11 protein-coding genes are annotated in these 11,830 nt (G+C 69.8%); 7 read left to right on the top strand and 4 right to left on the bottom strand.

The window, feature by feature from the left end; genetic code table 11:
* Nucleotides 1-76: 76 nt before the first annotated feature.
* Nucleotides 77-1,171 (bottom strand): porin, encoded by a 1,095-nt coding sequence (locus QZ749_RS21940; protein ID WP_296951462.1) that lies wholly within the window; start codon nucleotides 1,169-1,171, stop codon nucleotides 77-79.
* A gap of 109 nt (nucleotides 1,172-1,280) precedes the next feature.
* Nucleotides 1,281-2,663, bottom strand: a complete 1,383-nt coding sequence (locus tag QZ749_RS21935; RefSeq protein ID WP_296951460.1) for a hypothetical protein — start codon at nucleotides 2,661-2,663, stop codon at nucleotides 1,281-1,283.
* Between the two features lie 115 nt (nucleotides 2,664-2,778).
* On the opposite strand from QZ749_RS21935, the gene QZ749_RS21930 reads away from it, so the two are divergent.
* Nucleotides 2,779-3,696, top strand: coding sequence for a LysR family transcriptional regulator (locus QZ749_RS21930; RefSeq protein WP_296951458.1), 918 nt, complete (start codon nucleotides 2,779-2,781; stop codon nucleotides 3,694-3,696).
* A 2-nt stretch (nucleotides 3,697-3,698) separates the two neighbouring features.
* A complete protein-coding gene (locus QZ749_RS21925) occupies nucleotides 3,699-4,910 on the top strand; it encodes a cation:dicarboxylate symporter family transporter (protein WP_296951455.1) in 1,212 nt (403 codons plus the stop codon).
* Between the two features lie 4 nt (nucleotides 4,911-4,914).
* Here the strand turns inward: QZ749_RS21925 and QZ749_RS21920 are convergent, their stop codons facing one another.
* Nucleotides 4,915-5,850, bottom strand: a complete 936-nt coding sequence (locus QZ749_RS21920; RefSeq protein ID WP_296951453.1) for a LysR substrate-binding domain-containing protein — start codon at nucleotides 5,848-5,850, stop codon at nucleotides 4,915-4,917.
* 133 nt (nucleotides 5,851-5,983) lie between these two features.
* On the opposite strand from QZ749_RS21920, the gene QZ749_RS21915 reads away from it, so the two are divergent.
* Nucleotides 5,984-7,207 carry an HD-GYP domain-containing protein gene (locus QZ749_RS21915; protein ID WP_296951450.1) on the top strand — a complete coding sequence of 408 codons (1,224 nt, stop codon included), beginning with the start codon at nucleotides 5,984-5,986 and terminating at the stop codon, nucleotides 7,205-7,207.
* A 76-nt stretch (nucleotides 7,208-7,283) separates the two neighbouring features.
* Here the strand turns inward: QZ749_RS21915 and QZ749_RS21910 are convergent, their stop codons facing one another.
* A complete protein-coding gene (locus QZ749_RS21910; protein WP_296951447.1) occupies nucleotides 7,284-8,321 on the bottom strand; it encodes a GGDEF domain-containing protein in 1,038 nt (345 codons plus the stop codon).
* A gap of 366 nt (nucleotides 8,322-8,687) precedes the next feature.
* Between QZ749_RS21910 and QZ749_RS21905 the strand changes: the two genes are divergently transcribed.
* From QZ749_RS21905 to cpaB, 4 genes are all read left to right on the top strand, one after another.
* Nucleotides 8,688-8,894, top strand: a complete 207-nt coding sequence (locus tag QZ749_RS21905; protein WP_373896847.1) for a Flp family type IVb pilin — start codon at nucleotides 8,688-8,690, stop codon at nucleotides 8,892-8,894.
* A gap of 59 nt (nucleotides 8,895-8,953) precedes the next feature.
* Nucleotides 8,954-9,478 carry a prepilin peptidase gene (locus tag QZ749_RS21900; RefSeq protein WP_296951444.1) on the top strand — a complete coding sequence of 175 codons (525 nt, stop codon included), beginning with the start codon at nucleotides 8,954-8,956 and terminating at the stop codon, nucleotides 9,476-9,478.
* Between the two features lie 110 nt (nucleotides 9,479-9,588).
* Nucleotides 9,589-10,956 (top strand): ATP-binding protein, encoded by a 1,368-nt coding sequence (locus QZ749_RS21895; protein WP_296951441.1) that lies wholly within the window; start codon nucleotides 9,589-9,591, stop codon nucleotides 10,954-10,956.
* Entirely contained in the window at nucleotides 10,957-11,814 is an 858-nt protein-coding gene (gene cpaB / locus QZ749_RS21890; protein ID WP_296951439.1) for a Flp pilus assembly protein CpaB, read from the top strand.
* The last annotated feature ends 16 nt before the right edge of the window (nucleotides 11,815-11,830 follow it).

The raw sequence follows: 11,830 nt of genomic DNA, 5'->3' as shown, positions 1-11,830 counted from the left end.
GAGACAACTTGACGTATACGGAAATACGGAATCGGGATGGGGCCATAAGAAAAAATGATGGCCCCGCTTCCCCGTCCTAGAAGGTGTGCATGATGCCGGCCGCGATGCCGCTCTGGCGCGTCTGGTTCAGCTTGGTGGTGCCGCCGCTGGCGAAGCCGCCTTCCAGGCGCGTCCGGTCGATCTCGGCGTACAGCGTGGTGCGCCTGGACAGCGAGTAGGTCACGCCGGCGATGTACATGGTCTTGCGGGCGTCGCCGACGGCGGCGGCCGCCGTCGCCTTGGTGTTGTAGGCCTTGTTGCGGTACCAGGCGGCGGTGACGTCGAAGCGCGGGGTGATCTCGTAGCGGCCGCCGGCCCAGTCCCAGGCCGAGGTATTGGCGCGCGCCGTCAGGGTCTTCTGCTCCTGCTTGATGTGGCCGGCGGACAGCGTCAGCGCGCCGAAGTCGTAGGACGCGCCCAGCGCGTAGTGGTCGTAGTCGCGCCAGGCCGGCGCGCTGCCGGTGCCGGCGTTCTGCTTGGCGATCGAATAGCTGGCGCCCGCCTTCAGGCCGCCGTGGGCATAGTTCAGGCCGACGGCCTTGGTGGTGCCGTAGTCGGTGTCGCCCGGCACCTCGCCCAGCGCCCATTCGGCGCGCGCGGTCCAGTCGCCGAAGCGGCCGGTGTACTGCAAGTCGTTGTCCTTGCGGATGCCGTTGGTCGAGGACAGCACGTAGGTGATGCTGGGGTAGCGGTAGCGGAACGGGTCGAACGCGAGGATGGTGCGGTAGGCCACCGTGTAGTTGCGGCCCAGGTCGAGCGCGCCCCAGTCGCCGGACAGGCCGACGACGGCCTGGCGCTGGAAGATCGTGTTGCTGGTGTTGTTCAGGGCGCCGGTGCCGGCATTGAAGCCCATCTCCAGCGCGAAGTTGACGCGGTTCCCGCCGCCGATGTCCTCGCTGCCGCGAAAGCCCAGGCGGTTCGAGCGGAAGGTGCCGTTCGAACTCATCGTGGTGTCGCTGTTGCCTTCCGGGTCGACATTGGTCTCGTGGCGCAGGCCGCCGTCGATCGAGCCGTAGATCACCACCGCGGAGGCGCCGGCGCGCGGCGACGGGGCAGGGCCGCCTTCGTCGGACTGGGCATGGGCGTGCAGGGAGAGGGCGGCCAGCACGGCCGCCGCGAGCGGGTGTTTCATGATGTCTCCTGAGGATGTGTTTTTTTGCGTGCGGGACTTGGCGCCCGCTCCGTGTGCTTGCTTGATGCGCTTACTTGATGCGCTTACTTGCTGCGCTTATTTGCTGCGCTTATTTGCCGCCGCCAGCCGGCATGCGCGGGGCCACGCGTTCGAACAGGCGGCGCGGCCGGTAGGACGCGTCGAAGCGGCAGCCGCCCGAGAAGCGCCCGGCTTCTTGCGCGCAGGCCCGCTCGACGTCGGCCACGGACGGCTTGGCGCCGCCGGCGATCCAGGCCACCAGCGTGTCGAACACGCCGGCGTATTCGGCGTCGGACAGCTTGCTGTGGTCGTCCTCGCGGGTGAAGGTCTGCAGCAGCAGCTTGTCGCGGCCGGCGCCGGCGACCTTGGCGCGATACTCCGCCTCGTACTCGACCAGCGCGGTCGGGTCGTCGATCGCGTGCAGGGTCAGCACCGGCACCTCGATGCGGCCGCTCAGGTCGGATTCCTCGGCCAGCCGCGCCACCGCCTTCGGATCGGCGTCGAAGCGCTGCACGCCGCGGTTCAGCGCGGCGTTGTCGTCTGAACCCGTGTAGGCGACGTGGCGGTTGTCGAAGGGGTTGACGCCGCCGATGCGCTGCACCAGGTCGCGGAAGGTGAACGTGCCCCAGTTCAGGTGCGATTGCAGGGTGCGCTCGGGCACCGGGATCACGCCCAGGATATTGGCCAGCTTGCGCTTCTGCTCGGCGCTGCGCTTGCTGTCCGGGAGCTTGATGCCCAGGCATTCCTCGACGCGCGCCTCCAGGTCCTTGGGCTTCATCGTCGAGTCGGCCGGCAGGCCCTGCCACAGCGGGTATTGCGGCTCGTCCGGGCGCGGATGGTTGTTGCAGTAGTACTGGTAGACCGCGCGCAGGTCGGCGCGGTGCAGGTAGTTCATGGTGCCGCCGGCGAGCATGCCGGCGGTGAGCACCACGCCGTCGTAGTTCGGCTTCGCATCCTTGGGCGCGCCGGCGGGACGGGCATACAGCTCGATCGCCTTGGCCGCCACGTTGCCGCCCCACGACTGGCCGTGCAGGATGGTGCGCTCGGGCTGGCCGAAGCGCGCGACGAACAGCTTGCGCAGGTTGTCGGTGTCCTCCGCCGCCATCAGCACGCCGTAGCCGGGACGGCGGTACGACGAGCCGGCCCAGGCGAAGCCCTGCTTGACGGTGACGGCGAAGCGCGCCAGGTCTTCGACGTTGTCGTCGTTGGTCGCGTGCGACATGCGCGGGCCGCCGTGGGCGTGCACCACCAGCATCCGGTTCCAGTGGTGCGGAATCGCGATCCAGTAGTTGGCGCCGTTGGCGTCGCTGCCGTGCCAGCAGCGCGCGACGTCCTTCAGTTCGGCCGGGCAGGCGACGCCGTCCTTCGGGTCGTTCGGGGCGGCGGCGGGGTTGTCCTGGGCGCGGACCGGCAGGGTCAGCACGGCCAGCGTGGCCAGCGCCAGGCCCGCCGCGTGGTGCGATAAGCGGTGCATCTCGTCTCCTTGTTGTGGTTGAAAACATGCTACCGACGCCGCGCTTCAATGTAAAATATCTCGAATGCAAGCTCTCGATACATAAAAAATATGGAGACACGATGGGGCTGATGCGATGGAACTGAGACACCTGCGCTATTTCGTGGTGGTGGCCGAGGAAGGCCATTTCACCCGCGCCGCCGAGCGCCTCGGCATGCAGCAGCCGCCGCTGAGCCAGCAGATCCGGGCGCTCGAGCAGGAACTCGGCTTCGAGCTGTTCCGTCGCCATCCGAAGGGCGCGGCCCTGACCGCCGGCGGCGAAGCCTTCCTGCAGGAAGCGCGCGCCATCCTGGCTGGCGTCGAGCGCGCGGTCGAGCGGGCCGCGCGCGCCAACGACGGCGTCGACGGCCGGCTGGCGGTCGGCTTTACCAGTTCGGCCGCGGCGCATCCGCTGATCCCGCGCATCATGCGCGCCTACCGCGACGCCTGGCCGCAGGTCGAACTGGAATTCCGCGAGGGGAACGCGGCCGAACTGACCGAGGCGATCGAGCAGGACAAGCTGGACGCGGCCTTCCTGCGCCGCCCGGTCGGCCAGCCGCCCGGCATCGCCTTCCACGGCCTGCTGGAAGAGGAATTGCTGCTGGTGCTGCCGGTCGGGCACCCGGCGCTGGCGGGACGGCGCGCGCAGGCGGGCCGGCGCCCGGCGGTGCCGCTGGCGGCGCTGCGCGACGAGCGGTTCATCCTGGTGCGCCGCAGCGGCGCCCCCGGCATGTACGCCGACCTGGTCGAGGCCTGCGTGCAGGCCGGCTTCGTGCCGCACGTGGCGATCGAGGTCGAGCGCATGCTGACCAACATCAGCCTGGTGGCGGCGGGTGCCGGCGTGTCGGCGGTGCCGGCTTCGATGCAGGGTTTCCATGCCGAGAGCGTGGTGTACTGCGCGATCGCCGACGCGCCGCCGCGGCTGGCGGCGCCGCTGACGCTGGCCTGGCGCGCGGACAGCATCCGGCCGACCTTGCGCCACCTGGTCGACCTGGCGCAGCGCAGCTGTTCCTGACCATGGGTGCGCTGCGGCGTCACCGCTTCCTGCTGCTCGTGCTGGCCGTCGGCGCCGGGCTGGCGCTGGGCCTGGGCGCGCCACGCGCGGCCGTCCAGATGAAACCCTTGAGCGATGTGTTCGTGCGCCTGCTCGGCTGGCTGATGATGCCGCTGGTGTTCTGCATGCTGGCGCTGGGCACGGCCGGCATGGCGCGCGCGCGTTCGCTGGGCCGGCTCGGGCTGCGCGCGCTGCTGTACTTCGGCGCGATGTCGCTGCTGTCGCTGCTGGCGGGCCTGGCGGCCGGCTGGTTGCTGCAGCCGGGGCGGGGCCTGGACCTCGCGCATCCCGCGCTGCCGGCGACGCAGGACGCGGCGCTGGGCATGCTCGGTTTCCTCGAACGCCTGCCGGCGCCGCAGGCGTCGAACCTGGGGCTGCTGCTGGCGGCCGTACCGGCGGGACTGCTGCTGGGACGCGCCGGAGCCGGCGCCGCGCGGCGCGGGGCGATGCGCGTGCATGCCTGGCTGGCGCGCGCCGTCGAGGCGCTGCTGCGCCTGGCGCCGCTGGCCGCGTTCGGCGCGATCGCCTACACGATCGGCGCCTACGGCATGCCGTCGCTGCTGCCGCTGCTGCGCTTCATCGTGGCCGTCAACGCCGCCAGCCTGCTGTTCGTGGCGCTGGTCTTCGGCGCCGCGGCGCGCCTGGCCGGCATGCCGCTGCTGCGCTACCTGTCCTTCATCCGCGCCGAGCTGCTGCTGGTGTTCGTCACCAGTTCGTCGATGGTGGGGCTGGCGCCGCTCGCCGCGCGGCTCGAGCGGCTCGGTTGCCCGCCGGCGCTGACCGGCGTCGTGCTGCCGTTCTCGTATTCGCTGAACCTGGCCGGCACCTACCTGTACATCGCGCTGGCGCTGCTGTTCCTGGCCCAGGCCGCGCATGTGGCGCTGGGCTGGCAGGACATGCTGGCGCTGCTGGCCGTGGCGCTGGTCAGCAGCAAGGGCGCGATGGGCGTGGCCGGCTCCGGCATCGCCACGCTGGCGGCGACGGTGGCGGTGCTGCACCTGGTGCCGGTGGATACGGTGGCGATCCTGCTCGGCATCGACCGCACCATGAAATGCCGGCTGCTGACGAACGTGATCGGCCACGGCGTGGCCTGCGTGGTGCTGGCCGCGCGCGAGGGCAGCCTGGACCGCGATGCGCTGCGCCGCGCGCTGGGGCCGGACGGCCCCGCGCCATGAGGCGTCATGCGTCGACCGGGTGGGCGCCGGTCCAGGCGCCGCCGGCGCACAGTTCGCGTGTCACCTGGTGCACCAGGCGGCCCACCGCCGCCGCCGCATTGGTGAGGGGGATGTTGCGCGAGGTGCACAGCACCACGCGGCGCGAGATGGCCGGTTCGCGGATCGCCAGCGCGCGCATGGCGCCGCGTTCGACCTCGGCCTGCAGCGGCGCCACCGGCAGGATGGTCGCGCCCATGCCGGCCAGGATCGCCGACTTCAGGATCGCGATGGAGTTGATCTCGATGATGTCGCGCGTCTGCAGCCCGGCGGCGCGCGCCGTGCTCTCGATGCGCGGGCGCACGCCGTGCTGCAGGCCGGGCAGGATCAGCGTGGTGTCGAGCGCGGCGCGCAGCGTCAGGCCGTCCTGGCCGGCGGCGACAAGCGCGTCGGCGCGGCAGATGAAGCGCAGCTCTTCCTCCACCAGCGGGGTGGTGGCGAAGCCGGCCAGCTGGCCGTCGTCGAGCAGCACGGCCAGGTTGACGCGGCCGGCGCGCAGCTGCTCGGCCAGGTTGCCGGTCAATTCCTCGGTCAGCTGCAGCGTGATCTCGGGATAGCGCTGGCGCACCGCGGTGAGCAGGGGCAGCGCGAGCGCATTCGAAATGCTGTGCGGCAGGCCGAGGGTGACGCTGCCGGACGGCCGTTCGGCCGACTGCACCACGGCCGCCTGGGCATCGGCCACCTGTTTCAGGATCGCCTGCGCGTGCTCGTAGAACAGCTTGCCGGCGTCGGTGCTGAGCACGCCCTGGGCCGAACGATGCAGCAACTGCACGCCGAGTTCATCCTCGAGCTGGCGCAGCTGCTGGGTCAGCGCCGGCTGCGCCACGTGCAGGACCAGCGCCGCGCGCGATAGCGAGCCGTGGTCGACGATTGCAACAAAATAGCGCAGCTGGCGGAGTTCCATAAATAACAATCCGTATCTTTAGGGATACAAAATATTCCAAGTAGAAATGCGGGTTAACCTGGACTTCCTCCAGTGGTTATACTTTCGGGACGCGGAAACGCGGCGAGATTAACACACCGTCTGGTTGGTTCCCATGTTGAAGAAAGTCGATTCCTCACAGCTGCGCGTGGGGATGTTCATCCACGATCTCGATTGCGGCTGGATGGAGCACCCGTTCGTGCGCAATCGCTTCCTGCTGGCCGCCGAGGACGAGATCCGCCGGATCCGCGCCGCCGGCATCCGCGGCGTGACGATCGACTGCGCGCGCGGGCTCGACGTGGACGACGCGCCGACGCTGGAAGAGGCCGCGGCGGCCACCGAGGCCGAGGTCGCGGCGATCGCGGCCAGGCCGGTGGCGCCGGTGCGCGCCACGCTGGAAGAGGAATTCGCGCGCGCGGTGGCGATCCGGCGCCAGGCCGCCGACCTGGTCAGGACGGTGATGCAGGATGCGCGCCTGGGCAAGGCGGTCGAGCTGGACCGCGTCTCGCCGGTGGTCGAGAACATCACGGCCTCGATCCTGCGCAACGCCGGCGCGCTGCTGGGCCTGTCCGTCATCAAGAACAAGGACGACTACACCTTCCTGCATTCGGTCAGCGTGTGCACGCTGCTGGTCGCGTTCTGCCGCTCGCGCAAGATGGATGCCGACACGATCTACCAGGCCGGCATCGGCGGCCTGCTGCACGATACCGGCAAGGCGCTGATCCCCGACCATATCCTGAACAAGCCGGGCCGCCTGACCGACGAGGAGTTCGCACTGGTGCGCCGCCATCCGCGGGACGGCCACGACATCCTGCTGCGCACCGACGGCATCGGCGCGATCCCGCTCGACATCACGCTGCACCACCACGAGCGTCACGACGGCAGCGGCTACCCGGACCGCCAGCAGGGCGCGGCCACCAGCGAGCTGGCGCAGATGGCGGCGATCGTCGATGTGTACGACGCCATCACGGCCGACCGCTGCTACCACAAGGGCATGCCGGCGGCGGAAGCGCTGCGCAAGATGTACGAATGGAGCAAGTTCCACTTCGACCCGGCGCTGACCCAGGAATTCATGCGCTGCGTCGGCATCTACCCGGTCGGCACGCTGGTGCTGCTGGAGTCGGGGCGCCTGGGCGTGGTGGTCGAGCCGCACGAGACCAGCCTGCTGACCCCGAAGGTCAACGTGTTCTACAGCACCAGGAGCCAGGCCTACATCAAGCCCGAGACGCTCGACCTGTCGCGCGGCGTGGGCTTCGGCGGCGGCGACAGGATCGTGCGCCACGAGTCGCCGTCGAAGTGGCAGGTCGACCCGCAGCGCTTCATGTTGCTGGCGCAGTAGGCGCAGTAGGCGCAGTAGGCGCAGTAGGCGCTGCGGGCCGCCGGCGCGGCGTCGACCAGCGCCTCGCGCAGGGGATTCAGAAGAATTCCGCGGTGTCGTTCGAGGCGACCGCTTGCAGCACGCCGTGCGAGACCAGGTCGTCGTAGTGGCAGACGCGGTTGCGGCCGGTGCTCTTGGCGTGGTACAGCGCCTGGTCGGCATGGCCCAGCGTGACCACCGGCGACTCGTAGGGACGGATGCCGACGAAGCCGACGCTGACCGTGACGCGTCCCACCTGGGGGAAGTCGTGGCGTTCGACGTTGGTGCGGAAACGCTCGATGATCTTCCAGGCATTGTCCAGCGTGGTCGAGCGCAGCAGCACGACGAATTCCTCGCCGCCGAAGCGGAACACACGGTCCTGGGCGCGGAACGAGGACTGCAGCAGGTTGGCGATCAGGATCAGCACTTCGTCGCCGTACAGGTGGCCGAACTTGTCGTTGACGGCCTTGAAGTGGTCGACGTCGACGACGGCGAGCCACTGCTTTTCCTCGCCTTGCGGCTGGCGCCGTTCGGGCATGCCGGGCACGCAGCCTTCCGGCTCGTGGGCGCCGTGCAGCATGCGTGCGAGCTGGTCGTCGAAGGTCTTGCGGTTGAGCAGGCCGGTCAGCGAATCGCGTTCGCTGTAGTCGAGCAGGTTCTGGAAATTGCGGTAGACGGCGACGATGCCGGCCACGTTGTGGATGGTGTCGCTGCAGAAGGGCTTGTGGTCGCACAGTTCCAGGCAGGTGCTGGCCTTGTCGCCGAACCAGATCGGCAGCCACAGCGTGCGCGTGCCGTCCGGCGCGATCGACTCGGCGCTGCCGCCATGCTCTTCCAGGCAGCGTTCCAGTTCCGGATAGGCGGCGAGCGCCTCGCCCGGCGAGCCGTCGAGGCATTCCTCGACGCGCGCCGTCTTGCCGGCGACGATGCTGGCGCGGGTACGCAGGTACAACCTTCCCGACACGGTCGCAATGGTCATGATGCGCGTGCGCGTGGCGCCGGCCAGTTCCTGCACCGCCGAGATCACCGAAAGGTCCAGCATCGTGTGATCGCGGTGGCCGGTCATGTCCACCATGTGTTTCAGAAGCGAATCCATGTCGTTCTCGGCAATGTAATCAACCGACCTGCGGGCCGGAGCAGCCGCCGTCGCGTTCGCAGGTATCTGGCATGTCACAAAGAGCAAGCTGAAGAGGATATCGCCTTTTTGCATTCTATGCAATTACGCAAGTGCAATTTTTTAAACTGTGGGTTGGCATCGTCGCCAACCGAGTTTCGGTCTCGAAAAATAAAGATTCCTCAAACCAACAAAAGCTTCCAATAGGAAAGTTGCGTGCAGTCAACTTGCTGTGCGGCATCGAAATATACAGTGACTTCACTGGCACGGAACACGGAGCAGCCAGCCGCCAACCTGCCAGGTTGTTTTCATTAACCTACCATATGGGAGTAAGTCATGAGCAAGTTCGTGTCCGCAGTCAAAACCTTCGCCGCCGACGAAGCCGGTGTGACGGCCATCGAGTATGGCCTGCTCGCCGCCCTCGTCGGCCTGGCGATCGTGACCGGCGCCAATGCCCTGGGTGCCAACATCTCGTCGGCCTTCACCACGATCGGCCAGCGCCTGATGGCCGCCCTGGGCAGCGGCGGCGGCAGCGGCAGCGGCAGCGGCGCCTGATGGCGCGAACCCTCCGGGCCTCCTGCCCGGAGGGTTTTTTTCCGTTGACGGAGGATGGCATGCCGACCGAACCCATGCTGCAAGCGGCGCTGCTCCTGCTGGTGTGCGCGGCCGCGATCAACGACGTGGCCACGCGCCGCATCCCCAACCGCCTGCTGCTGGCCGGCCTGGCCGGCGCGCTGGTGCTGCGCCTGTTGTCCGCCGCGCCCGGCGCGGCCCTGCTCGATGCGCTGGCCGGCGCCGCCGTCGGGCTGCTGCTGTTCCTGCCCTTCTACCTGTTGCGCGGCATGGCCGCCGGCGACGTCAAGCTGATGGCCGTCGTGGGTGCCTTTGCCGGACCGCGCGATGCCATCACGATCGCCGTGCTGGCCTGGTGCGCCGGCGGCGTGATGGCCCTGCTGCTGGTGCTGGCGCGCGGCCGCCTGCGCCTGGCCGTGCGCAATATCGTCGCCGTGGTACGCGGCGCCCTGGTGCCGGGCATGGCCTTGCCGGCGGCCGGGAGCTGGACCAGCGCCGGCGCGATCCCGTACGGCGTGGCGATCGCGGCCGGCACGATCGCCGTGCTGGTGCGCCAGTACGCTTGAGTCCGGCTTTGGGCCAACGCAAGGGCGGGCTTGGGCGCCGTGGCTAGAATCGATTCCGACCCATTTCGGAAAACATGCAAGAAAACGTTGCGAGGCGAAGGGGATTTCCGATGATTGACACCTTATCGACAAGGGGCATCGCGACGGCGTTCGATGGCGCGCCGCCCGCCGCGCCGGCACCGTTGCCCGCCGCGCCGGACATCGTCGCCATCCTGCCGCGCCAGGCCCGCACCGTGCGCGACACCGGCCTGGAGCCGCGCTTCCTGGCCGACCTGGTGCTCAAGGCGATCCAGTCGGGCGGCAAGTCGCCGCTGGCCGTCCTGGCCGGCAAGCTGCGCCTGGCGATCGGCGTGCTGCGCGAAGTCCTGAATCCGCTGATCGCCGAACAGCAGGTGGAAGTGGCCTGGTGCGGCGAATCCGACATCGACATGCAATACCACCTGACGCCGGCCGGCCAGCGCGCCGCCGCCGATGCGCTGGCGCGCTGCCGCTACCTCGGGCCGGCGCCGGTGACGCTGGCCGACTACCGCGCCGTGGTCGAACGCCAGGCGCTGCGCCATGCCGCCGCGCGCGTCACCCCGGCCCAGCTGGCCGGCGTGCTGGGCGAGGACGGCCTGGCGCCGGCCACCCGCGCCGTGCTGGGCGCCGCCCTGTACGCGCGCCGCTCGCTGCTGCTGCACGGGCCGTCCGGCAGCGGCAAGACGCTGCTGGCGCGCCGCCTCGGGCGCCTGCTGCCGGGACCCATCGCGGTGCCGTACGCGCTGCTGGCCGGGCGCCAGGTGATCCGGCTGTTCGATCCGGCCGTGCACCTGCCGCCGGCCACGCCGGCGCGCCAGGAAGAGCGGCGCAGCTGCGATGCGCGCTGGACCCTGTGCCAGCGTCCGCTGGTGCACGTGGGCGCCGGCCTCGGACGCGACATGCTCGAGCTGCGCCACGATGCCGAGGACGGCGTCTGGCATGCGCCGCCGCACCTGCAGGCGAACAACGGCATGCTGGTGCTCGACGACGTCGGCCGCCAGCGCATCCCGGCCGGCGAGCTGCTGAACCGCTTCATCGCGCCGCTCGACGCCGGCGCCGACCGGCTCGCGCTGCACGGCGGCCAGGCCGAGTCGCTGCCCTTCGACGCCGCCGTGGTATTCGTCACCAACCTCGCGCCGCACGGCGTGCTGGACGACGCGGCGCTGCGCCGCATCGGCTACAAGGCCGAGATCGGACCGCTGGCGCCCGCCGCCTACCGCGCGCTGTTGCGGCGCCAGTGCCGCGCGCGCCGCATCGAGTACGACGACGAGGCCGCCGACTACCTGGTCGAGCGCCTGCACCCGCAATCGGGCCGCGCGCTGCTGGCCTGCTGGCCGGGCGAGCTGCTCGACCGGATCGTCGACTTCGCCGGCTCCGCGGGCGTCGAGCCATGCCTGGCCGTGGACGCCGTCGAGCAGGCCTGGCGCAGCATGTTCATTGCCAGCGGCGCGGAGGCGTGAATGAAAAACCGCCGCGCATTGCTCGTGATGGCCGTCGCCATCCTGTTCGGCCTGGCCGCGGTGACGTTCGCCGCGCGCTGGCTGCTCAGCCAGCCGGGTGGCTCGGCCGGCCGCATCGTCGTGGCCGCGGCCGACATCAGCCTCGGCCAGCGCCTGTCGCCCGAGATGGTCAAGCTGGTCGAGTGGCCCACCGACAGCGTGCCGAAAGGCGCGTTCACCGATCCGCAGCAACTGGCCGGCCGCGTCCTCAAGAGCAACCTGCTGATGGGCGAGCCGATCAGCGAAGTCAAGCTGGCGCCGTCCGGCACGCTGGGCGGCCTGTCCGCGCTGATCTCGGAAGGCAAGCGCGCGCTGACGGTGCGCGTCAACGACGTGATCGGCGTGGCCGGCTTCGCGCTGCCCGGCAACTACGTCGACATCATCGTCAGCACCGAGCAGGAGACGCCGGACAACGCCGGCCCGAACAAGCGCGACCAGAACATCTCGAAGATCGTGCTGGAGCGGATCCTGGTGCTGGCGGTGGCGCAGGAAGTCAACCGCGACGAGACCAGGCCGAAGGTCGTCAACGCCGTCACGCTGGAAGTCACGCCGGAGCAGGCCGAAAAGCTCGACCTGGCGCGCAGCGTCGGCACGCTGTCGCTGGCGCTGCGCAACCAGGTGGATCCGCAACCGGCGAGCACGACGGGCGCGACCAAGGTGACGCTGCTGCCCGAGAACGCGCCGCCGGCCCCGCCCAGGCCCGCGGCCGCGCCGGCCCCCGCGCGGTCGCGGCCGGTGGTGGTCAGGACGTCCGCGCCGGTAAAACGCGACTGCGTCGGCGTGCTCAATGGCCTGCGCATGACGCAGGAATGCTTCTGAATCCGCTCGAGGTGAT

Origin of the sequence: uncultured Massilia sp. (assembly GCF_913773735.1) — a bacterium.
Classification (GTDB): Bacteria; Pseudomonadota; Gammaproteobacteria; order Burkholderiales; family Burkholderiaceae_D; genus Telluria.
Note: the sequence above shows the minus strand (reverse complement) of the source record. Positions and strands in the feature narration are given on the sequence as shown.